This window comes from Thioclava sp. 'Guangxiensis' (assembly GCF_045348365.1).
In the GTDB taxonomy this organism is placed as follows: domain Bacteria; phylum Pseudomonadota; class Alphaproteobacteria; order Rhodobacterales; family Rhodobacteraceae; genus Thioclava; species Thioclava kandeliae.
In genome coordinates, this window is sequence record NZ_CP155826.1 from 19,655 (window position 1) to 42,807 (window position 23,153).

Below are 23,153 nucleotides of genomic sequence, written 5' to 3' on the forward strand. Positions count from 1 at the left end.
TTTCTGGGGATAGGGGGTCAGCCGATGGCGTGGTCCACACGCTGCATGATCTGCATCACCAGCGATTGCGCCTGTGCCGGATCGGCGGCCTGCGCATAGACGCGGAACTCGGGCGCATTGCCCGAGGGGCGCAGATGCACCACCTCGCCGGAAACAAAATTCACACGCAGCCCGTCAGTCAGATCGACCGTGTCGATCGCGCCTTCAGTGGTAAAGAACTCCGCGCGGGTCTGCGCATCCTCCACCAGATCGGCCAGGAAATGGGCGGCCTTGGCGCGGTCGATCTCCTGCAACCGGTCGGCTGCGGTGAAACAGGGCGGCAGGGCCGCCACCAGCGCGGCCAGACCGGTGCCCGCCTGACGTGCCGCGACCAGAGGCGCAAGGATCGGGAGCAGGCTATCACGGGTCATCAAAGGCGATATCTCGGATTTCTGGAATGCCTGAAATCCGAGAAGAAATCCGCCATTGGCCTCGAACCCCACGACTTTTGTCGCGGGATCGGCCTGCAGAACCGCTTCCATCGCCGCAATCACGAAGGGCGATCCGATCTTCGTCAGGTGGATTTCGGTAAATTCCGGAATCTGGCGCACCATGTCATTGGAGGAGACTGGCGTGCAGATCACCTTTGCGCCCAACAGGCGGGCGGTGATCACGCCCAGCACATCTCCGGGGATCACGACGCCCCGTGCATCCGTCACCATCGGGCGGTCGGCATCGCCATCGGTCGAGACGATGGCGTCGAGCCCATGCGTGGCGCACCACTGTGCCAGCTGGTCACGGGTGGCCGGATCGACCGCCTCGGTGTCGACGGGAACGAAACTGTCGGAATGCGCCAGCGCGACGACCTCGGCGCCCATCGCGCGCAGGATCTCCTCCATCGCATCGCGGGCAACAGAGGAATGGCGATAGACCCCGATCCGCAGTCCGGCAAGTGCGGTTTCGCCGAATGATTTTACATAACGAAGATTATAGAGCTTTGCTGTATCAGGGGCAGGGAGCGCCGTCCCCACCGCGCCTGCAGGCGCCGCATCCACCTCATAGGCGGCCTTGATCGCCGCTTCATCCGCTTTCGAGATCTCGCCCGAGGGAATATAGAATTTCAGCCCGTTGCGATCGGCGGGGATATGGCTGCCGGTGACCATGACTGCCCCGCAGCCAGCCTCCATCGCGACCATGGCCAGCGCCGGTGTCGGCTGGGCGCCGCACTCCACGGTATCGATCCCTGCCGCCTGCGCAGCTTTGATCACCACATCGGCGATGGCGGGCGAGGACGGGCGCAGATCGCGCCCGATATAGAGCGCTCTCCCCTGCGGGCAGGAGGCCAGAAACGCGCGAATGTAGCGGCTCACCAGATCGGGTGTCAGCTCGGTGACAAGGCCGCGCAGGCCCGAGGTTCCAAAGGCAGGTGCCATGTTTCGCTCCTCACGGATTTGGGATCATTGACACATCAATGGCACCCGAGCGCAAGGCTTTTAATCTGGTTTATTACTTATACTTCAGTGGTATAAAAGAAAGCACCAGAGCCTCTAGGCTCTGGTGCCTCGGCGTGAGAGCCTGGAGGCTCAGCGTCCTGTGCGTTTGACGACGATCCCTGCGGTTTTTACCAGTAGCGCAAAATCGCGGACAAAGCTGAGGGAGCGGTTATAGCCCTCGTCATAGGCCACCCGTGCGGTGAAGGTGGTGGTGTTGCGCCCCTCGACCTGCCAGCTGCCGGTGATGCCCGGACGCAGCTCGAAATAATCCTTGCCGCCGGCATGCCGGTAGAGCGCCTCCTGTTCGATCAGAAAGGGACGCGGACCCACGAAGCTCATATCGCCCTTGAGGACGTTGAAGACCTGCGGCAGCTCGTCGAGCGAGGTGGCCCGCAGGAAACGTCCCACTGCGGTGATGCGCGGATCGACCCGCAACTTCTGGTGCACATGCCATTCCTGCGCCAGCTCGGGGCTTTCCTCGCACATCCGCTTCAAGGCGGCTTCGGCATCGAGCACCATCGTGCGCATCTTGAAACAATTGAAGACCCGGCCGTCGAGGCCGACCCGCGGCTGCACGAAGAACCCCGCCCCGCCATCGCGGCGCACCATCAACCACAGCGCGGCAATCACCGGCAGCAAGACGGGAAGAAGCAGGATGGCGAGAAACAGATCGAAAACACGTTTTCCACACCGGCGATAGAGAGGCGGAAAAAGACCGATGCGATGGCTATCGCGAGAGGAGGCAGTCAAATCAATTCTCATCGGTAGGTTTCCTTCGATAAGGAGCTGGTCCGAATATGCGAGCGGGGAGAATGGAGGACGAAACGCGCATGCTGTCTTGCTGCGATGCAGCATAATCAGCCTTATGGTTACTCTCTAATGATATGTTTACTTAAGGGTCAGCAAAGTTCTCCATCAAGTATTATTTTGAAAATCTAATAAAATAAGCGGAGTTTTTCCGATTGATGGTGCAATTTTTTGCACATTGACGCGAGAGGGAAGAGATAGCGGTATATTACGAAAACTGCCACTTCGAATCACTCTGGAAGCTGGTTTTTATTATTCATTTTCATTGAGATATTTGGAAGTCCAAGCAATGAAACCATAAAATTATAATTTGGATTAATACGCAACCTTAAATTGAAATGTAATTGTTTATTTGGCATAATTCACTTAATGGTTGTTATTCCGCGAGGAGGATCCGAGAAGGATCTCTTCGCGTTACATCGTGTTGACTAATTAACTAGAGCAGAGTTTTCGAGACCGCTGCAGTGCAGCGTATCCGGCGCTGCACCCGCTTCATATCCATCGTCGATCCGTCCCCGGGACCTCCCCTGCGCCGGATCCCGTCTTTCAAAGAGGATTACATGAGCTACTTGAAATCCGCGGCACTTGCGGCCGCTTTGACCCTTGGCACGGCCTTTGGCGGCCATGCTGCCACCATCTATGATGAAACCACCAGCGGGACCGACCTGTTTACCTTCGGAGGGTCGACGCTGACCGCGTTCAGCTTCGATGTTCCCGTCAGCGGGGACTATCTCTTCGAAGTCTCCGCCCCGTCGGAAGATATGATCTCTGTCCTCTACAGCTTCGGAACCAGCGGCACGACGAGCTATGCCGCCTATAATTCCGGCACCTCCTTTGTCGCGACACTGACCGCCAATGTCGATTCGGCCGTCGATTACCTGCTTGCGATCTATGTGGACGGGATCGTCAGCAGTATCTCCCTGACAGTCAGCGAAGTGCCCGCCGTGCCGCTCCCGGCGGGCCTGCCGCTTCTGGCGGGGGCTCTGGCGCTTGGCGGGATTGTGGCGCGCCGTCGCAAGACCGGGACGGCTGATACGGATCTCGCGGTGCCGGGCATGGTCTGATCCTGCTGGCGGACCGGTTGCGGGATCGGGCGGACCGCTTCCCATGACGGCTTCGCCTTCATAGCCCATTGGGCGTGCCTTGCGAGAGGCACGCCCTTTTCCTTCAGGGCCCCGGACTGACAGCCGCTGCAGCGGAGGAAGAACGGCCGCCCCCGGATCTTTGCCACTGGCCGTTCAGCAGGGCATAAAAGCGCGGCGAGAACCGGCGCAGGGCCAGAGCCAGTATCAGGCTGAGCACACTGGCCAGAGCCCAGAGCATCGTGCTGCTGGCCGGCCCGTCGGACAGACGGTAGGTCATTCGACCCGACCAGAGGCTGAGGATCGCGACGATGGCCCAAGGATGCAGGATATAGATGGTCAAGGCATCCTGCCGGCCCCAACCGGCCATGCGGGGCGACCATGCGATCCGCCCGCGCAGAGCCAGCCCGATGAGCCCAAAAGACAGGAACGGCACGAAAAATGCCCAGTCGAGATAAAGCGCCCGCGCGCCGGTCCACCACAGCCACGAGATCTCCACGCATAAAAGCCCGAGCCCGAGCGCCAGACAGAGCGCGAAAGGCCGTGCGCTCCAATGGGACAGCCGGTGGAGCGCCGCCCCCGCCAGCAGGCAGGAAAATCCGCTCAGTTCGCGAAACAGCAGCCGCGCTCCGAGCGCCTCACCGATCCCGAACTGCACCAGATAGCTGCTCACGATCGCCCCCAGCACGATGGCGACCGCCAGCCCCACGGCCAGGGGATAGGAGCCGATCTCGGCCATGAGCGCATGCCCCAGCAGCCCGATCACCATTGCTGCCAGAAACCACAGATGCATGTTGCTGCCCTCGACGAGGATCGCAGGCACCAGCCCCGCAATGCCCTTTTGCCACAGAAGCAGCGGCAGATAGATCAGGAAACCCGTGACGAAGATCAGGCACAGCCGCACCAGCCGCGCCATGCTGACCTTCACGAACCGCCCCTGCGCATCGGCCAGAAAGACCCCTGTCACCATGAAGAAGAACGGCACCGCCCAACGCAGTCCCGCTTTCAGCATATCCGTCACAAGACCGGGAAACTCGGGAAAATATCCGCAATGCAGGGCCACCACGCCAAAAGCGGCAATCAGGCGCAGCCCGTCCACGGAGCCGTTGCGCGCCATGCTCTGCATGCGGGCCTCCTGTTCCGGCGGGAAGTCATAAAGCAACTTTAGGTTGCATTTTATAAAAATTCAACCGGATTGGAGGTATGAGGCGAAAACGGTTTGCCAGCCCGCCGGAAGCAGTGTCTTATGGAGAAAATGCTCATATAAGAGGATTTTCATGACCAAGACCTTTGTTTCCCGCCCCGATCCTGCCCCATATCCCGCAGGCGCTCCCAGCGTGCCTTCCCGCATATCCTTGTCGGACGATTCTCTCGGGGGTTGTGAGGGGCAGACCGCCCTGTTTCTCGGGTTCCGCTTCGATCTATGCGACAGGCCGGGATGGCGCGCGCGGCTTTTGCAGGAGGCGGGCACGGGGTTCCATTATCTGGTCACCCCCAATGTCGACCATATCGTGCGCCTTGCCCGCGAGCCGGCCATTACCTCCGCCTATGCCCAGGCGGCGTGGCGGCTCTGCGACAGCCGGATCCTGGAAAAGCTGGCGCGGCTGCGCGGGATGGAGCTGATGGCCTATCCCGGCGCCGATCTGGTGGCGGATCTTCTGGCCGATCCGCAAGCCCGCCCGCTGCGTATCGCGGCGGTAGGGCCCGATCACGCCGATTTTGCCCGCTTGCGCGCCCGGTATCCCGATCTCGACCTGATCCATATCGAGGCGCCCTTCATGGCGCAGGGCAGCCCCGAATGGGACGCCACGCTGGCCGCCACCGAGACCTGCGGGGCCGATCTCTATCTGCTATGTCTGTCCTTTCCCAAACAGGAATTCTTTGCCGCCGATCTGGGGGCGCGCGGGCGCGCCCGCGGGGTCGGGCTCTGTGTGGGGGCCAGCCTCGATTTCCTGACGGGCCACCAGTCGCGCGCGCCGCTCTGGATGCGCCATGCGGGGCTCGAATGGGCGCATCGGCTGCTCTCCAATCCGCGCCGGCTATGGAAACGCTACCTTCTCGACGGGCCGAAGATCTTCGCGCTCTATCTCGCCGATCGCAAATCCTGACCCTGCCGGAGCCCTGCCCCATGACGCTGACCGTCTTGCCCTCCCTCCCGCCCCTGCCGGACCGGCCTGCCACCCAGGCGGATACGGCGCCTGTTCTGGCGGGGCGCTATACGCTCTTCTCGCGTATTCCGGTGGCCATCGATGCGCAGGGGCAGGTCCATGCCACGCATCTGTGGCAGAAGGATCTGGAACTGCATCTCGACTATCTGCCCGATTTCGCGCTCTGCTGTCCGGTGATCCCCTTCGATCCGGCCAATACGGATCTGCGGCTGGTCCATGGGCTGCACGCCGCCCGGATCCACCCGCTCCGCCGCGACGGGGGGCCGGGCTCGGCGCTGGTCAACCTGCTGCCCAATTTCTTCCGCGTGGCGCGGGCCGTGCGCGAAAGCCGGATCGTGCATTCCGACGGGGCGGGATGGGCCTTTCCGCTGCCCTTCTACCTGCTGCCTTTGCATGTCCTGCGCCCCTTTCCATGGGTGATGGTGATCGAATCCTCTTTCTGGATGCAGCCGAAAACCGGTGCCAGCCTGCGCCAGCGCCTCGGCCATATCGCCCATGCGACCCTGTTGCGTCGCGCGCTCCTGCGGGCCGATCTGCGGATTTTCACGCAAGATGGCTATCGCCGGTTCTTCGGCATCGCGCCCGAGCGCAGCCTGATCGCCCCTGCCGTCTGGATCGACGAGGACCAGATCCTGAGCCGCACCGAGGCCGAAGCCGCCCGTGCGGCCCTGCCGAAAGACGAGATCCGGCTGCTCTTTCCGGCCCGTCTGGTGGCCGAGAAGGGGGTGGAGGTGGTGCTGGAGGCAGCCCGCCTGCTGGAGGCCCGCCTGCAGGAATCCTACCCGGGCGGGACCGCCCATCAGGACCTGCCGCGCCTGCGGCTCGATATCATCGGGGCGGGGCCGCTGGCCGATATGTGCCGCGCGGCCAGTGCGGCATTGCGGGGGCCACGGATCACGCTGGGCGTTCTGGATCCCGTGCCCTACGGGCCGGACTTCTTCGCGCTGTTGCAGCGCTATCATGCGATCGTTCTGGCCAATCGCCAGAACGAGCAGCCGCGCATCCTTTTCGATGCTTTCGCCCGCGCCGTGCCGGCGGTGACCTCGGCCACCGAAGGGGTCTGCGATATGGTCACCGACGGCCGCGAGGCGCTTCTCTTCGGGGTGGATGATCCCGAGGCGATGGTCGCGGCCCTTCTGCGGTTCGCGGGGGATGCGGATCTGCGTGCGCGGCTGTCCCGGGGGGCGCTTGCCCGCGCGCAGGGCCAGTCTCATCACGCCATGCATCGCACCCGCGCCCGCCATCTGGCGCGGATCTTTGGCTGAACGCTCCCGGGCTACCGTCCCAGCAGCCGCTTCAGCGGCGCCTTGATCCGCCGCAGGCGCCGGTTCATCCGCACCTTCCACGGGCCAAGCCCTACCCATTGCGGATGGCCGATCGCATGGAAAGGCTGGCCGGGCCGCACGAGGCCGATGCGGTAGCCATACATCATGGCGCGCTGGGATATGGCGATCTCGCCGGTCACCGCCTCGGAATAGCTATTGCCGGTCTGCAGGCGTCCCAGCCGTTCGACCAGCGCGCCCGAAACATAGAGCACGAGGCTCTGCAGATGGCTCGCCGTGGGTGCGCGCGCCACCCCCCACTCGGCCAGCCGCGCGATATAGGCATCGATCGGACTGGCGGGCCTATCCGCCCCAACCGCGTGGTTCCCAAAATCACGGGCCGTCGCGGGTTTGAGATAGTCCCATCCCAGCCCGTCCCAGTTCATGCTCTCGCCCACAAGCCCCATGCCCGGATCCTCCTCGAGCCGGAAGCGGAAGGCCTCGAGCCAGCCCGCGCGGCGGATGAAACATTCGTCCTGCACCAGCAGATAGGCGTGATAGCCGGGCGCCGCCCGCAGCCCCGCATCCCATGCGCCGATATTATAGCCGGCATTCTCGCGATTCAGCAGATGCAGGCTGCGCGCGCCTGCGGGGCACTCCAGATCCGCAGGTTGCAGGTTGCCGCCATTCGAGACGACCAGCAGATCATAGGTCAGCCGCCGCGCGGGCGTATCGGGGCGCAACCGCCCCATCGAGGCCAGCAGCCGTCGTAGCGGTTTCAGCCCGTGCCCCTCCCAATGCGAGATGATGACCAATGTGGTTCTCTCCTCCCCGCTCCGGAGCGCGCGCGGGGGAAATGATGCGGGACCGGCTTGCACCGCATGCACAGGTGCTGCGGATCCGGCCTTCGGGGACGCGACAAGAAACATGGCTCTCCTGCTGTTACAGATCTTGCGGGACGGGGCGGCGGGGCAGTCGCTAGGATCCGGGCACGAAACGTCCCAGCACGGCATTGACCCGCACGAACATATCGTCGAGGCGGGCAGTCGCGCTGTCAATACTCTCGTCAGGGTTGATAGGCGTTGTCAGCCGCACAAGTGCACCATCGGTGCGCCCGATGGTCAGACCATCCCATAAAAGCGCCAGTTTCGCCTCGATATCCCAGGCGATATGGCGACCGTGGCTCTCGAACCAGTAATAGACCAGCATCTGCGCTTCGCCTTTCTGGATGATGGCGCGATTGACCATGAACCGCTCCGGCAGACCGGCTCCGGCGCCCAGATCGACCCGCTCGAGCCGCGCGATCTCCCATCCGGCCCCGGGCAGGCAGATTTCGGGCGAATGGGTGCCGCCCCTGGTCTGGTCGTTATAATAGGCCGAGAAGAATTCGACTGGCGTTCCTGTGCCGGATTGGCGGAAGCGCGCGCCGTAATAGTCATCGGCCCCCAGCGTCTGTTCGACGGCCCGCCCGAGCCGCGCGACGGGCTCCGAGCGCCACGGTCCCAGCTCGCGCGGGAACAGAACGAAGGGCTCGCGGTCGATCTCGGGGCGGGCGGGCGCGGGGCGCGCGCCCCATGCCGCACTGGCCAGCGCGAGCGCCAGCACACAGGCCAGCAGCGCCCGTGACGGCTCGACCAGACCCAACCGCCGCACCTGCGGCCAGAGCCCCGTGAAATCGAGATCGAGCGCCTCGGCCAGCCCCATCCGCCCGCGTTGCAGCTTCAGCATGACCCATGCCAGCGCGAACAGGATCACCACCGAGGCCATGAAGATCACCCAGCCCTCGAAGAAATGCGAGACCCCCTCCAGATGGCGCTCGCCGAAATACTGTACCAGCCAGCCCGCCACCGCGATCCGCACCGAGTTCATCACCACGGTGATCGGCGCCGCCGAGACCAGCAGCACCGCCTTGTGCCAGCGCGGGCCACGGTAGAGCACGGCAAAGACATAGGAGAAGGACATGATCGGGAAGAGATAGCGCAGCCCCGAACAGGCCTCGGCCACATGCAGCTTCAGCACCCCCAGATCGATGATATTGCCATCGAGGAAAACCGGCACATCCAGCAGGCCCAGCAGGCGCACGCCCAGCTCGGAGGACACGCCCTGCAGGAAGATCGAGAGCTTGAAATAGAGCACCCCCGGCAGTGGCAGCATATAGACCAGATGCAAGACCGGCACCCAGAAATGGCGCCCCTGATCCCAGCCGAAGCTGATCAGCAGCATCGCCCCCACCCATAAGATGATGGCATAAGCCACGATGTCGTCGATCTGCGAGATCTTGCCCAGAGCGCCGAGCCCCATTGCCACCGCCAGAAGCAAAAGCCCCGGCCAGCGGTTGGACGGTCCTGTGCGGACCGGTTCGGATTTCAGCTCCTGCGCGAACATGAAGGCCGACAGGAGCGGGATCAGCGGACCATGGCTATATTCGGGCGTGGCCCATGCCTGTAGCAGGGCCGTAACCCCTTCGCGGAAATAGAGGAGCCCGAGCATCGCCGCCGCCGCCAGCAGCGCCATCCCCGCAAGCGACAGCCTCTGCCCCTCGTTCAGGACCGATGGCGTCGTCGTGACATCTCCCATACCCGCATGCCCCCATAGGTCTTTTGCGCAAGGCCCCGGCCCCGCTTTCCTTAAGGGAACGTTACCTTAAGGAAGAAAACAACCCAAGGGAGATATGCGCGCCTTCCCCATATTCCTGCCCTCGAGCGGATGTCTGCCCATATGCGCGGCATATCGGGCAGATACCCCATATATATGTAATGGGTTGGACGGCGCACGGCCCCTCTGGCTCGCCTGTTTTATTCGCAGACCACGCGGCTCGGCACCAAGAGCGTTGCAATTCATGGTTGAGTATTTCTAAATGAGCGGAGGCGGATCACGCGGATCCGTCCCTCAGAGATCAAAGGGGTTCCATGGCACCTGTTTCCTCCCCGCCGCTTCCGCTCCTTCCGAACGATGTCAAAACCGGGGCCGATGTCAAAACCGGAGCCCGGGCACCGCGCAAGACGCTGGTCTTCCCGCGCAAGGACCAGCGGCACCGGATCGGGGTCTACGCGCCCAATTACGGGCTAGAACATGTAAGCTATGCAATGGATCTGCCGGAATTCCGCTATGGCGCGGTGCACGGGCTGACGGCAAGACGGCTGTTCAAGGGCAGCTACTGGGCCTATTCGCCCTGGCTTGCGGGCGGGGGCGCGGAGCTGGTGCATACGTTCAACCATATCCCCTGCAACGGCGATTTTGTCGTCAGCTACGAGCTGGAACTGCCGCGCACATTGGGCCATTGGAGCCGGTCCCAGATCCGGCGCGCGCTCGACCGGCTTTCGGCGGCGCGCTGCCGTGCCATCCTGCCGCTGAGCGAGGCGGCCCATGACTATGCCGCCAGGCGGTTCGACGATTGGGGTTACGGGCATCTGCGCGCGAAAATGCAGGTCTTCCGCGGCTGCGTGCGACCGCCTCCGGGCTTTGCCGCCCCGCAGGCCACCCCTCTCTCCCAAGAGCCCGTGCAGCTGCTGTTCATTGGCGGGGACGGATTGCGCAAGGGGCTGGAGGCGGCGGTGGCGGCCACCGAGGCGCTCAATCGCGAGGGTGTGGCGACCCATCTGACCGTCATCGGCAAGGTGACCGAGCGCTGCTATGCCCTGCCCGATCCGGTATCCGGTGCGGCCCTTGCCCGCCGGATTGCCGAAAGCGCGCAAATCACCCAGCACCCGTCCCTGCCCAATGCGCGGATCTGGGATCTCCTGCGCAATGCGGATGCGCTGGTCTTTCCCACGGTCGATGAATCGCTGGGCTGGGTGACCATCGAGGCCGCGCTTTGCGGGGTGCCCGCCATCGTGGGTGGCACCTTCGCACAGCCCGAACTGGTGGACCACGGGGTGACCGGCTGGGTGCTGCCGATGGAGCGCGATGGCGACGGGCGCTGGGTCCATCTGGCCCGGCCTTCGGCGATGGCGCAGTGGCCGGATCTGATGGCGGAGTTCGCGGCGGGGATCATGGCGGCCACCCGCGAGATCGCGGCCGACCGCATGCGGGCGCGGCAGATGGGGGCAAGGGCTGCCCGCAAACTGTCCGCCTATCGCCATGACCGGGCCAGTGCCACCCTCTCGGAGATCTACCGCCGCGTGCTGCGGTGATTTGGTGCAGGCCCGTGTCCCGCGCTAGTGCAGGAAATCCAGATCGCGCTCCAGCGTCACGAAGACCACTTCGGAATTGGCGGTCCGGTCGCTGGTATTGCGCGAATATTCCTTGCGCAGACCCAGATCGAGACGGGTCTCGCGGGTCAGCTGGCGCAGATAGGACAGGCTGGCGCTGGCCCGCTGGCGCGAGGCGCCAGTCTCGTTATCCTGCAGGCTGGCCTGCAATGCGAGCCGCAGCGAACTGGCCTCGCCGAATTTATGGCTGAGCGTGCCATTGACCCGTGTCACGACCACATCGTTATTGTCGTTATCCGACGAGATCCGCCGTGTCAGCCCGACCCGCAGCGTGTCGCGCGGGCGCTCGCTCACCCAGTCGAGCGAGGCGATCCAGTCGAGACTGCCGCGATCCGAGCGGCTGAGCCCCACCAGCCCCTCGAGCCGCCCCGTCTTCAGCGTCCGGACCCGTCCGATCACCAGCTCGTCGCGCTGGCCCGAGGCCGTCAGCGCCCGTGACAGGCTGGCCGAGGAATGGCCCAGCGGATCATCGCGGACCACTCCCAGCGAAAAGCCCATCCCCTGACGGGCGCTGTCGATGGTGGTGCGGGTGGTGTCGATCTCGCTATAGCCCACCCCCAGCGACAGGCGGGTGATCGCATCCAGCCGGCGCGTGCCCGAGAGCGTGATCCGCGAGGTCAGGCGTTCGGTCCGGGTGCTGTTGTCCACGCGGTAACGGTCATGATGCAGATCGAGGCGGACCTCGCCAAGCGCATCGGGTGTCAGCCGGAGCCCCAGATCGTAGAAATCGCGGGTGGAGGCGCTGAAACTTCCGGAGCGTGTCCCGTCATAGGAGACATCCGTATGCCGGTAGCCCAGAGAATAGCCCAGCGGAGCGTCGATCCCGCCCTCGAACCCGGCACTGCCATTGAGCACCGACCGCAAACCGGTGCCGTCATAGCTGGTCAGCGTGCCGGTATCGTCATAGCTGACGGACTGGTCGGTGACCTCGGTGCGGGTATAGCCCAGCCCCAGCGTCAGGCGGCTGCGCGCGCCCTCGAGGCGATAGGCCCCGTTCAGCCGTGGCAGGAAGACATCCTCCCCCCCATCCTCGAGATACCAGCGCAGATTGCTGCCCAGATCGAGCGAGGCCCGCGCCGTCTGGCGGCTCAACCGGTAACTCAGCGCGGTGTTCAACCGGCTCTCGCGCGCCTCGTTGTCGCTTTCCAGATCGAGATTACGTCCCGCCTCGATCCCCATCGACAGGCCCAGGGCGCTATGGGAGCCCTCGATCTCCTGTGCCATGGCCGCACCGGGCAGCAGCACGGGCATGCCCGACAGAACCCCGAGCAACAGGGCCCCCGAAAATAGCGCGGTCCTGCGCCCCGATATGCCGCCCATCGCTGCCCTCTTGTCTTTGCACACCGCCCGATCCTGTCCGCGCGCTTCCACCGGCCTATTCGAACAGGCCGCGCTCGGGCACCGTGATAACATCGCCATCGCGCAGCAGCGTCGCCCCTGACAGGCCCTTATGACGCTTGTAATCGAACAGATAGACCTGCTCGGTCTGGGTCTGCGGGTCCATCCGGTGCAGTTCGACCCGCTTGGTCGCGGCAAAGCGGGTAAAGCCGCCGGCCGAGGCGATCGCCTGCAGCAGCGTGATCCCCTGATCGACCTCCAAAAGACCGGGCTGGGCGATCTCGCCCATGATATAGATCCGCGCCATCCCGTAGAGGCTCTCGCCCGGTTTGGCGAGTTTCTGCACGCTGACATAGACCGAGGGCGGGGCGGCGAATTCCCGCGAGAGGCGGTTGATCAGGGCCTGACGCACCCCCTCGACCGAAACGCCCGCCGCAGGCAGGGTTCCGGCGGCCGGAAAGGAGATCGAGCCATCGGGCAGCACCAGAACATCGCGGTTGAGGGATTTGTCCTCCACCACTTCGACGCGCAGGATATCGCCGGGCTGGATGACATAGGCCGCCTGTGCGGCCAGCGGAACAAACAAAAGAATACTTGCAACTAACAGGGAAATGAATCGGGACATGCCTTACCCTTCAAGCTAGCTATAGGCCGAGCCTAAGCCGGTTCTGTGACAAAACGAAACCCGCAGCGGACCGATTAGGCGACCGGAACGGGAAATTACCCTCAAAGACCACATTCTCTGGCTAGACGCCCGATTTTCATGCAGAAATTCCTCATGACTCAGAGCGCTGCCTCGGCGCGGTCGAGATCTTGCGGCAGGGCCGGATAGGCCTGTGCCCCCGCCGCCAGAAGGGCACGGGCGCGGGCATAGGCGGCCTGCGCCTCCCCGGGGCGGGCATTGGCGGCCAGCGCGCGCCCCAGATGGTAGGCCACCGCTGGATCGTCGGGCAGGCCACGGGCCGCCTCGGTCAGGAGACCCAGCGCCGCCTCGGTGTCGCCGCGCAGGAAGCTCAACCAGCCATAGGTATCGCGGAAGGCGGGATGGCGCGCATCGCTCAGCCGTCGCGCCACCACCCAGGCCCGCTCGAGTGCCTGCCCGTCCTCCTCGGCGCGCTGCCCCAGCAGGCTGGCCAGATTATTGGCCACGATCACATCGGTGCTGTCCTGGGCATAGAGCCGTTCATAGACCGCGATGGCCTGTGCGATCTCGCCCGACCGTTCATGACCCGCCGCCCGGATCAGGTTCAGACGGCGGTCATCGGGCAGCGCCTGCAGGGCCTTTTCAAGCACCACCTGCGCCGCCCCCGTCTTGCCGCCCGTCCCTGCGTCGGTTGCCTCGCGGGCCGCCTCGAGCGCATAGAGCCCATACCAGCCCTGCGCCAGTTGCGGCCGCGCGGCCACGAGGCTTTCCAGCCGCTTACGGGCTTTTTGCGGTTGGTCGAGCTGGGCCTCCATCTGCGCCAGAAGCAGCACCAGCGGCACCGCCATGTGATCGTCCCGCCCATCTTTGGCCGGCCTTTCCCGCTCCTGTGAGGCCAGTTCCAGCGCGCGGGCATAGCCCTGTTCCAGCTGGCCCGTGCGCACCATATTGCGGATCACCGCGATCTTGGGAGCAAGCCCGCCCTGCGCCTGTCCGGCCAGCGTGTCGAGAAACTGCCCCAGCTGGTCCGAACGGCCCTGCCCCGCCAGCATCCGCGCCTGCAACTCGTCGGCGGCGGCCTGCGCGGCGGGCGTATCGGGGAAGCGCGCGCGCAGCGCCGCGATATCCTGCCCCATCCGGCCCCAGTCGCGCATCGCCAGATGCAGCTGCCCCAGCAGCACCAGAAGCGGCTGGCTGTCGGGTTTGCGCCGCAGCGCATCCACCAGAATGGTCTCGGCAGGGCCGGTCTGCTGCTGGCCCATCAGATAGCGTGCATATTGCAGCGATTCCGCCTCGCCCTGATTGGAGGTCTCGACCGCGCGCGCCAGCATATCGGCCATCAGCGAATTGCGCCCCTCGCGCTGATAGGCCTGCGCCAGCAGCGTCAGGATCTGCGCATCCTGCGGCGCATCGGCCAGCGCCCCGCGCAGCGCCACCACAGCCTCCTCGGTGCGGTCCTCGGCAATCAGCCATGTGCTGCGCATCTTGATCGCCGCCACCTGCGCGGGATCATGCGCCAGCACCTGCGCCACCAGCGCCCGTGCCCCCGTCTCATCGGCGCTGGCCATCCGCATCCGCGCCAGCTGCATCTTCAGCCGGTCGGTCTGGGCCGAAGGCACAGCCTCCTGCACCAGCGCCTCCATCCGGGCAAGGCCTGCGGCCTGATCGCCGCCCGCAAAATCCGCCCCCGCCTTGAGCGCGCGGAACTCTGCCGCATTGGCGGCGATGTCATGGGGCAGCGGGTCCTCGGCCAGCATCGCATCGAGCGCCGCGCGCATCGCCTGCGCACTCTCCAGCTCTGCCAGAAACCGCAGATAGACCATCCGCGCATCGGCACTGTCCGAGGCCGGATCGATCCGCCCCTTCAGCCAGTCCGCCGCCGAGGCGGTCCGCCCCTCGCTGAGATAGAACTGCACCAGCAGCGTTCCCAGCGTCTCGTCCGTGGGAAAGAGGGTGATCATCCGGCGGATCTGTGCCTCGGTGCCTGTGCTATCGTGCAAGCGGCCCAGCAGAAGCAGCCGGATATTGTGCAGGTCGCGGTCATCCGGCGCGGAGGCAAGCCCCGCATCGACCACCTCGAGCGCCTGTGCATCCTTCTTGTCCTGCAACAGCCCCGCCAGCACCACCCGCCGCGCCCGCAAAAGACCCGGATGGGCCGCCAGCAGATCCTGCGCGCGGATCAGCGCCGCGCCCCGGGCCTGCGCGTCTTTCTCGCGCACCCCGTTACGGAAGGCCACGGCGGCCGCGAGCGCGCGCAGATCGGGGTCTCCGGGCGCCTGTGCCAGCGCCTGCATGCCGTAACGTTCGGCCTCCTCCCATGCGCCGGCATCGAGCGAGATGAGCGCCATCGGGCGCAGCGCCGCCTGCGTGCCCGGTGCCTCCTCGAGCGCCAGCCGGTACTGGCCGAACGCCTCCGCCGCACGGCCCCGCCCGTAGAGCAGATCCCCCATCAGCAGCCGCGCCTCCACAAGGCGGCTGTCTTCATGCAGCGCATTGCGCAATTCGACCATGGCGCGCGGTGTATCGCCGGCCTCGAGGAAGGATCGGGCCGAGGCAAGATGTTCGGCGGCCTGCTCTTCGGCGCTCTTGCAGCCACTCAGGATCACGAGGGCCAGAAGGGCCGGCATAAAATAATGTCGCACAAAATCCCTTTCGCTCGCATTCCGCCATAGGGCACCAAAACTGCCCCTAGGTCATCCGGCATGCGTCATGTCGTTGACTATAAAAGCCACAGGCGCGGAGACAAAAGACTACCTATCAACCGAAAGGTGAAAAAATGAACTGTGATGACAGTTTGCCCAGAAACACCGTCAGGTTGCATAAGTAAATATCATCAAGATAAGATTAGACGAAATTTTTAGCAAAAACCATTGAATAACCGAACATCTTTCGCTCTACTTCAGGTAATCCCCCGTTTTTCGGGATATCTCCATACCGGTCCGGATGCCTCTGGCAGGAAGATTTACCCCATGGATGATTGCGCGCTTTATCTCCGGCATTTCAACCTGAAGGAGCGTCCGTTCACGCTGCTGCCAGACCCCTCTCTGCTCTATTGGTCGCCCCAGCACAAACGCGCCATTACCATCCTGCGCTACGGGCTGATGTCGCGCGCACCGGTGACGATGATCTCGGGCGAGATCGGGGCGGGCAAGACCACATTGGTGCAGGCGCTTTTGCGCGAGACGGGGGCCGAGCAGCGGGTCGGACTGATCTCCAATGCGCAGGGCGGACGGGGCGAATTGCTGCAATGGATCCTCAATGCCTTCGACGCCAATGACCGCGAGGGGCCGCAGGATTACGTCGCGCTGTTCCAGCGCTTCCAGGATTTTCTGCTGGCCGAATATAGCGCGGGCCGCCGCGCGGTGCTGATCATCGACGAGGCGCAGAACCTCTCGGCCGAGGGGCTCGAGGAGGTGCGCATGCTGACCAATATCAACGCGAATAAGGACGAACTGATCCAGCTGGTGCTGGTGGGCCAGCCCGAGCTGCGCGAGATCGTGCGCGCGCCCAACATGCGTCAGCTGGCGCAGCGGGTGACGGCGAGCTTCCATCTGACGCCGCTCGACGAGGCGGGCGTGCAGGCCTATATCGCGCATCGCCTGAAAACGGTGGGCGGGCGGGGCGACGAGTTCAGCGAGGCCGCCTCCCGCCGTATCCATGACCGCACCGGCGGCGTGCCGCGCCTGATCAACCAGCTTTGCGATTTCGCCATGCTCTATGCGTGGAATGACGAGCGCCATGACATTTCCCTCGAGACCATCGATTCCGTCCTCCATGACGGGGTCTTCTTCGGCGACACAGCAATGGAACCCGCCTCATGAATGCCGATATCCGTTTCTACAAAACCCTGTTCGTGCGACGTTTTCCCCTGTTCCTTCTGGTCTTTGTCGCGGTCGCGGCCTGCGGCATCCTTGCCGCGCTGACCCTGCCGCCGGTCTACCGCTCGCAGATGTCGCTCATCGTCGAGGACAGCCAGATCCCCGACAAGCTCGCCGCCTCCACCGTGCAGACCTCGGCGCGCGAGCAGCTGCAGCTCTTCGAGAGCCGCCTGATGACCCGCGACAACCTGCTCGAGATCGCGCGCAAATACGACACCTTCCCCGAACAGGCCAAGATGACCCCCGACCAGATCGTGGCCGCGATGAATGCCGCCACCAAGATCACCTCGAAAAGCGGGCGCGATCAGGCCACCACCATGTATGTCGCCTTCGAGAACCATAACCCCAAGATCGCGGGCGCCGTGGCCAATGACTATCTCACCTTCATCCAGCAGCAGGATGCGCAATACCGCACCGAGCGTGCCAACCAGACGCAGGAATTCTTCGAGAACGAGGTGGACAGGCTCTCGGGGCTGCTCAACCAGCAAAGCGCGCGCATCCTGCAGTTCAAGACCGACAATGCCGAGGCCCTGCCCGAGAATATGGGCTATTTCCGCAACCAGCAGAGCAATTTCGAGAAAAGCCTGACGCAGATCGGTCGCGATATCGCCGCGCTGGAAAAGCAGAAGATCAGCCTGCGGCAGGTCTACGAGGCCACGGGGCGGGTGGATAATTCGCAAGATGCGGCCAGTCCCGAACAGCGCCGCCTTGCCCAGCTGCGCGGCGAGCTGGCCGATATGGAAGCGGTCTATGCCAAGGACAGCCCGCGCGTCAGCGTGCTGCGCAACCGCGTAGCCCAGCTCGAGGCCAGTCTGGCCAATCTCCGCGGCGGAGCGGCCCCGAGCGGCGTCGCGGAAAGCCAATCGGACAGCGGCGACGCGGCCCCTTCCGATCCGGCACAGATCGTCTTCAACATGCAGCTCACCGAAATCGACAACCAGATCGCCCAGCTGCAAAATGACCGCACCGATTATGCCGACAGGCTGGCCACCGTCGAGGCCGCGATCGCCAAAGTGCCCGCCAACCAGATCACCCTCGAGACGCTGCAGCGCGATTACAGGAATATCCAGTCGCAATATGACCGCGCCACCGATCGCCTGTCGACCGCCGCTACCGGCGAGCGTATCGAAAGCCTTGCGCGCGGCCAGCGCATCAGCGTGATCAGCCAGCCGCTCGTGCCCTCCTCCCCCGTCAAACCCGCGCGCAAGAAGATTGCGGTGGCAGGGGTTCTGGGCGGGGTTCTGGCGGGGGTCGGGCTGATCATCCTGCTCGAGCTGCTGTCGAATACCGTCAAGCGCTCCAGCGACCTGATCAACGGGCTGGGCATCACGCCGCTGGCCACGATCCCCTATATGGACACCCCGCGTGCCGCGCGGCGGCATCTGGGCCGGCTGGCTGCGGTCTCGGTCGCGGTGGTGATCGCGGTGCCGGTGCTGCTATGGCTGATGGATACCTATCTGATGCCCTTCGAGGTCATGACCCAGCGGATCGCGGCCAAGATCGGGTTCTATATCTGACACCCGATCCCGAGGCGCGCCCTCGAGATGCGACGCCAAGAGGACGGAACCGGCAAAGGAGCCACGGAATGGAAAAGCTGCAACAAGCGCTGGAGAAAGCCCGGGCCAACCGTGCGGCGGGCCTGACCCCGCAGGGTGCGCCCTACGCAATGGCCGGCGTTCCTCAAGGCGCGACGCTACAGGGCGGGGGACCGACACAGGCCCCTCCCCCCGAGACCGGCGCCACGCCCACCGGCTGGGCGCCCTCGGGCCGTGGCCACGCCGATAGCGGCTCATGGCGGGCGCTGGCGCAGATGCATATCGACCCGCAGACCATCGCCACCAATCGCGTGTTGGTGACGGGCGGCAATAATGGCAGCGCGCATTACGACATCCTGCGCACGCGGCTGCGCGAGGAGGCGCGGCGCCATTCCGCACGGCGCATCGCCATTCTCTCGGGCGCGCCGGGGGCGGGCAAGAGCACCACCACCGCCAATCTGGGATTGAGCTTCGGGCGGCTGCCCTTCATGCGCACGATGGTCTTCGATTTCGACCTGCGCCAGCCCTCGCTGCATACGCTTCTGGGCCAGAGCCCCGCCTCCGATATGGGGGCGGTGATCTCGGGCGAGACGGGCTTTGCCGGACATATGCTGCGTCACGGCGACAATCTGGCCTTCGGGCTCAATCGCGGTCCCGTGGCCAATTCGGGGGCGCTGTTGCAAAGCACCCAGCTCGAGGATTTCCTCGATGCGGTGCAAGACAGCTATGCCCCCGATCTGATGCTCTTCGACATGCCGCCTTTCCTTGTGGCCGATGATGCGCATGGTTTCCTGCAGCAGGTCGACGGGGTGGTGCTGCTGGTCGAGGCCGAGGTGACCTCGAAGGCGCAGGTCGATCTGCTGGAGCAGAAACTGTCGGCCCTGACGCGGGTGCTGGGGGTGGTGCTCAACAAATGCCATTTCCCCGACGAGAGCGACACCGCCGCCTATGGCTATTACTGAGCACAGGGGGGCCTATTTGTATTCGATCAGCCCCGCGCGATGGCCCGAGAGCCTGCGCAGATGGAATTCGACGATCCCTAGCGCCTCTGGGAATTTGCCAAGCGTCAACAGGGCGGCATGCGCCCCCGCCTGCCGCGCCCCGAGCCGGGCGCGCGCGCGCAGGCCCAGCCGCAGCACCTGCACCGGATAGGCCAGCGCGCCCAGCAGGCACCATGGCGAGACCACGAGTGCGGCCAGCACGATAGCCAGCGGCAGCCCCGCCCCCCATACAAGCGCGCGCCGCATCGGGGCCACGTTATGGCGCAGGGGCGCGCGTCCGTGCAGATGCGCCCCTTCGGCATAGGCATGGCCCGCCCGCCGCGCCCGCTTCCAGAACTGGCCGAGCCGCGTCATGGCTGCATCATGCCAGGTCATCTCCGCCTCCAGACGCCAGATCCTCCAGCCCGCCTGGCGCAGCCGCACGCACATCTCGGGCTCCTCGCCCGCAATCAGCGACGCATCATAGCCGCCCACCTCCGCAAGGGCGGCCACCCGCATCAGCGCATCGCCGCCACAGGCCCGTGCCTCGCCCACAGGCGTGTCCCATTCGCGGTCGCAATGCGCGTTATAGGGGCTCGCCTCGGGCGCGCGCTCGCGGCGGCGGCCGCAGACAACGGCGATTTCGGGATGGGCCTCCAGAAAGGCCTGCGCCTGCTCCAGCCAGCCCGCACGGATCTCGCAATCGCCATCGACCATCTGCACGAAAGGAATGCCGGGCGCGATCTCGTGCAGCCGCGCCAGCCCCGCATTGCGCGCCCGCGCCGCCGTGAAGGGCTGCTCCATATCGAGGCAGACCACCTCCACCCCGCGCGCCTGCGCCTGCGCCACCGAGCCATCACCCGAGCCGCTATCGACATAGATACGCAGGCTGGCCTGCGAGAGGCTGTCGAGGCAGCGCAAAAGACGCTCTCCCTCGTTGCGCCCGATCACGATGGCCGCCAGATCATCGGTGGCGAACTGGTTGCGCAAGGGGCCCATCCTAGCGCCCCCGCACCAGCGGCCACAGCACCTGCGCCGGAAAATCGCGGAAGAAATACAAGGGCGCCTGCAGGCGCTGGCGGCGCAGGAAGGCCAGTGGCGCATTGAGCGCGGCCCCGGCCATCCAGGCCAGCCCCGACAGGATCGCGCCGCTGCGCCCGTCGCATTTGCGGTGATAGATCCGCCAGCTGTCATACCAGTAGCGCGGCTTGCGCTTGCGCCGCACATCATGCGAGCGCACATCGGTCGCCGCCCCTTCGGCATGCAGCACCCGCGCCTGCGGCACATGCCAGATCTGCCAGCCATCGGCGCGGATCCGGTGCATCAGCTCGGTCTCCTCGAAATAGAGGAAGAACTCGGGATCGAACGTGCCGGTCCGGCGCAGGGTCTCGAGCCGCAGCATGACCGCCGCCCCCGAGACCCAGTCGACTTCGCCCAGACCCGTATCGGGTGGCAAGGCCACCGCCGCCTGCGGAAAGGCCCGTGCCACGGGGCCGAAATTCACCGCATGCACGAAGCTCGAGAGCGCCGTGGGGAAGCGGAAGGCGGCCGAGACCGCCACCCCCGAGGGTTTGGTGATCTTGGCCCCCGCAGCCCCGGCCTGTGGATGGGCCTCGAGAAAGCGCGCCAGCACCGCAAGCGCCCCGTTTTCCAGCGCGGCATCGGGATTGAGCAGGAAGGCAAAGCGCGGCGCCTGCGCCGCCGGACGGGCCAGCAGCCGGTCGAGCACCACGTTATTGCCGCGCCCGAACCCGTGATTGACCGTCTCGCGCCAGAGCGTCACCTGCCCCTGCCAGCCCCGCGCCGCATGGAGCTGGCACAGCCTTTCGCCATCGCCTTCGGGCGAGGCATTATCCACCAGATGGATCTCGACGGAATACCCGTCATGGCTGTGCTCGAGAACGCTCTGCACGGCCTGCGCCGAAAGCTCCCATGTTCCGTAATTCACGACGATCACAGCGATATCAGCCATTAAAGCCCCCTGTCATCCGGAAATTTCTCCGATCAATAGGCCGATGATGGCCGATCACTGCCAAAGGAACAAGCACAAGCATACAATTTTTGGTTGTGCGCCCTTTCAGACGTGCAAATACGGAAAAAACATGGAAGCCTGCCGGAATAAGCATCACGAAACCGGAACGCCTCGCCCATGCACGCCAATGCATTCGCCCATCTGGCCCTGTTCGGTTGGCCCCTCGTCACCTGGATCCTGTTCCGGCGTCTACCGCTGGCGCAGGCAGTGATCTGGTCGCTGATGGCGGGCTATCTTCTGTTGCCCGAAAAACTGAAGATGGATCTGCCGGTGCTGCCCTCGCTCGACAAGGCCACGGTCCCCGCCCTCGCGACCTGCCTCTGTTTCTATCTCTGGCGCCGGCGTCTGGAGGCCGGCCAGCTGCGCGAGCGCCGCAGCTCCGGCGACAGGCAAAACCGTGCCGCGCTGCGGCGCAAAGCCGGGGCCACGCGCAACAGCCGGGTGCAGAAACTGGTCTTTCTGGTGATCTGCGTGCTGATCGCCTCGCCGGTGCTGACCTGGCTGACCAATCGCGAGCCGATCCTCACCGGACCGACCCTGCGCCCCGCGATGCAGCCCTATGATATCGCCTCGATCGGCTTGACCATCGCCATGCTGATCCTGCCTTTCGCGCTGGGGCTGAAGGCCCTGCGCGAAAGACAGGCCCAGATCTGGCTCCTGCGGGCCTTCGTCTTCGGCGGGCTGGGCTATTCGCTGGCGATCCTGATCGAGATCCGGATGAGCCCGCAGCTCAATGTCTGGCTCTACGGATTTTTCCCGCATGATTTCGCCCAGCATTACCGTCAGGGGGGCTGGCGGCCCATCGTGTTTCTGGCGCATGGGCTCAGGGTGGGGATGTTCATGGCCATGGCGGTGCTGGCAGCCGCCGTGCTGACCCGCGCGGCCAGTGACAGTCGCACCCGTCTGCGCTGGCTGGCGATAACGCTATGGCTGTTTCTCGCCCTCGTCCTCTCCAAAAACACCGGCGCGCTGATGATCACGGCGCTCTTCCTGCCGGTCATCCTGTGCGGGCCGCGCCTGCTGCAGGCCGCCCTTGCCGGATCTCTGGCCGCGCTGGTGATGGTCTATCCGATGGCGCGCGGCGCGGGGATCCTGCCGATCGACCGGCTCACCCAGACCATCGGCACCTATTCCGAGAAGCGCCAGCAATCGCTGGAATTCCGTCTCGATAACGAGGACGAGCTGCTGGCGCGGGCCAATTTGAAACCGCTGGCAGGCTGGGGCGGCTGGGGGCGCAACATGGTTTTCGATCCGGTGAGCGGGCGCAATACCTCGATCACCGACGGATTCTGGATCATCATCATCGGGCAATATGGCTGGATCGGCTATCTGGGCCTGTTCGGGCTTCTGAGCCTGCCGGTCATGCTCTGCGCGCTGGCCTATCGCAGGTTGCAGCTCGATGTGGTCGATCTGGGGATCATGTGCATCCTCTGCGCCAATCTCATCGACCTGATCCCCAATTCCTCCTCCACCGCCCCGATCTGGCTCCTCGCGGGCACACTCTGGGCACGCTATGATCGGGCGCTGCGCGAGAACGCGCTGAACGGGCGGCCTCTGCGCGGCGGGTCACGCGGCCCCGTTTCCCGCCCCGCAGACCCCGATCGGAGCCTCTCCGGTGCGGCCCTGCCCCGCCCCCGCCCGAAGGCCAGCCCGAAGGCCAGCCCGCATGGCAGGGCGGCGCGCGTGGCCGGAGGGTCGTCTTTCGGTTGAGCCTGCACATATAGCCCGCCCCCCTCTCCGGAGGC

General features: G+C 64.8%; 18 protein-coding genes. 8 read left to right on the plus strand and 10 right to left on the minus strand.

Annotated features, from left to right (window positions below):
* Nucleotides 1-17: 17 nt before the first annotated feature.
* Complete coding sequence (locus ABEB22_RS21155) at nt 18-1,412, minus strand: phosphomannomutase (RefSeq protein ID WP_349294667.1); 1,395 nt, start codon at nt 1,410-1,412, stop codon at nt 18-20.
* A gap of 150 nt (nt 1,413-1,562) precedes the next feature.
* Nucleotides 1,563-2,234, minus strand: coding sequence for a sugar transferase (locus tag ABEB22_RS21160; RefSeq protein ID WP_349294668.1), 672 nt, complete (start codon nt 2,232-2,234; stop codon nt 1,563-1,565).
* A 605-nt stretch (nt 2,235-2,839) separates the two neighbouring features.
* Between ABEB22_RS21160 and ABEB22_RS21165 the strand changes: the two genes are divergently transcribed.
* On the plus strand, nt 2,840-3,343 hold the full coding sequence (locus ABEB22_RS21165) for a hypothetical protein (protein ID WP_406871244.1): 504 nt from the start codon (nt 2,840-2,842) through the stop codon (nt 3,341-3,343).
* A gap of 103 nt (nt 3,344-3,446) precedes the next feature.
* Here the strand turns inward: ABEB22_RS21165 and ABEB22_RS21170 are convergent, their stop codons facing one another.
* Nucleotides 3,447-4,487 (minus strand): acyltransferase family protein, encoded by a 1,041-nt coding sequence (locus ABEB22_RS21170; protein ID WP_406871245.1) that lies wholly within the window; start codon nt 4,485-4,487, stop codon nt 3,447-3,449.
* A 151-nt stretch (nt 4,488-4,638) separates the two neighbouring features.
* Here ABEB22_RS21170 and ABEB22_RS21175 point away from each other — a divergent pair, with 151 nt between their 5' ends.
* Both ABEB22_RS21175 and ABEB22_RS21180 read left to right on the plus strand, forming a co-directional pair.
* Complete coding sequence (locus ABEB22_RS21175; protein WP_406871246.1) at nt 4,639-5,469, plus strand: WecB/TagA/CpsF family glycosyltransferase; 831 nt, start codon at nt 4,639-4,641, stop codon at nt 5,467-5,469.
* A 20-nt stretch (nt 5,470-5,489) separates the two neighbouring features.
* The gene (locus tag ABEB22_RS21180; RefSeq protein WP_349294672.1) at nt 5,490-6,794 is read left to right on the plus strand and encodes a glycosyltransferase family 4 protein; all 1,305 of its coding nucleotides are present in this window, start codon (nt 5,490-5,492) and stop codon (nt 6,792-6,794) included.
* A gap of 11 nt (nt 6,795-6,805) precedes the next feature.
* Here the strand turns inward: ABEB22_RS21180 and ABEB22_RS21185 are convergent, their stop codons facing one another.
* Both ABEB22_RS21185 and xrtD read right to left on the minus strand, forming a co-directional pair.
* Nucleotides 6,806-7,606: a hypothetical protein gene (locus ABEB22_RS21185; RefSeq protein ID WP_349294673.1), complete on the minus strand. Its 801-nt coding sequence runs from the start codon at nt 7,604-7,606 to the stop codon at nt 6,806-6,808.
* Nucleotides 7,607-7,769: 163 nt separating this feature from the next.
* On the minus strand, nt 7,770-9,368 hold the full coding sequence (gene xrtD / locus ABEB22_RS21190) for a VPLPA-CTERM-specific exosortase XrtD (RefSeq protein ID WP_349294674.1): 1,599 nt from the start codon (nt 9,366-9,368) through the stop codon (nt 7,770-7,772).
* A 332-nt stretch (nt 9,369-9,700) separates the two neighbouring features.
* Between xrtD and ABEB22_RS21195 the strand changes: the two genes are divergently transcribed.
* A complete protein-coding gene (locus tag ABEB22_RS21195; RefSeq protein WP_349294675.1) occupies nt 9,701-10,924 on the plus strand; it encodes a glycosyltransferase family 4 protein in 1,224 nt (407 codons plus the stop codon).
* A 24-nt stretch (nt 10,925-10,948) separates the two neighbouring features.
* Here the strand turns inward: ABEB22_RS21195 and ABEB22_RS21200 are convergent, their stop codons facing one another.
* The 3 genes from ABEB22_RS21200 to ABEB22_RS21210 all read right to left on the minus strand — a co-directional run bounded on the left by ABEB22_RS21200 (nt 10,949) and on the right by ABEB22_RS21210 (nt 15,625).
* Nucleotides 10,949-12,322, minus strand: coding sequence for a hypothetical protein (locus tag ABEB22_RS21200; RefSeq protein WP_349294629.1), 1,374 nt, complete (start codon nt 12,320-12,322; stop codon nt 10,949-10,951).
* 55 nt (nt 12,323-12,377) lie between these two features.
* Complete coding sequence (locus ABEB22_RS21205; protein ID WP_349294630.1) at nt 12,378-12,965, minus strand: polysaccharide biosynthesis/export family protein; 588 nt, start codon at nt 12,963-12,965, stop codon at nt 12,378-12,380.
* 158 nt (nt 12,966-13,123) lie between these two features.
* On the minus strand, nt 13,124-15,625 hold the full coding sequence (locus ABEB22_RS21210; protein WP_406871238.1) for a hypothetical protein: 2,502 nt from the start codon (nt 15,623-15,625) through the stop codon (nt 13,124-13,126).
* A 327-nt stretch (nt 15,626-15,952) separates the two neighbouring features.
* Between ABEB22_RS21210 and ABEB22_RS21215 the strand changes: the two genes are divergently transcribed.
* The 3 genes from ABEB22_RS21215 (at nt 15,953) to ABEB22_RS21225 (ending at nt 19,358) form a co-directional block, all read left to right on the plus strand.
* On the plus strand, nt 15,953-16,804 hold the full coding sequence (locus tag ABEB22_RS21215) for an AAA family ATPase (protein WP_349294632.1): 852 nt from the start codon (nt 15,953-15,955) through the stop codon (nt 16,802-16,804).
* A complete protein-coding gene (locus ABEB22_RS21220) occupies nt 16,801-18,378 on the plus strand; it encodes a lipopolysaccharide biosynthesis protein (RefSeq protein ID WP_349294633.1) in 1,578 nt (525 codons plus the stop codon). The genes ABEB22_RS21215 and ABEB22_RS21220 overlap by 4 nt, the downstream gene beginning before the upstream one ends.
* 68 nt (nt 18,379-18,446) lie before the next feature.
* Nucleotides 18,447-19,358 carry a CpsD/CapB family tyrosine-protein kinase gene (locus tag ABEB22_RS21225; RefSeq protein ID WP_349294634.1) on the plus strand — a complete coding sequence of 304 codons (912 nt, stop codon included), beginning with the start codon at nt 18,447-18,449 and terminating at the stop codon, nt 19,356-19,358.
* A 12-nt stretch (nt 19,359-19,370) separates the two neighbouring features.
* On the opposite strand, the gene ABEB22_RS21230 is transcribed toward ABEB22_RS21225, so the two are convergent.
* Complete coding sequence (locus ABEB22_RS21230; protein WP_349294635.1) at nt 19,371-20,375, minus strand: glycosyltransferase; 1,005 nt, start codon at nt 20,373-20,375, stop codon at nt 19,371-19,373.
* Between the two features lies 1 nt (nt 20,376).
* Nucleotides 20,377-21,348: a glycosyltransferase gene (locus tag ABEB22_RS21235; RefSeq protein ID WP_349294636.1), complete on the minus strand. Its 972-nt coding sequence runs from the start codon at nt 21,346-21,348 to the stop codon at nt 20,377-20,379.
* Between the two features lie 177 nt (nt 21,349-21,525).
* On the opposite strand from ABEB22_RS21235, the gene ABEB22_RS21240 reads away from it, so the two are divergent.
* A complete protein-coding gene (locus ABEB22_RS21240; RefSeq protein WP_349294637.1) occupies nt 21,526-23,118 on the plus strand; it encodes a hypothetical protein in 1,593 nt (530 codons plus the stop codon).
* Nucleotides 23,119-23,153: the final 35 nt, after the last annotated feature.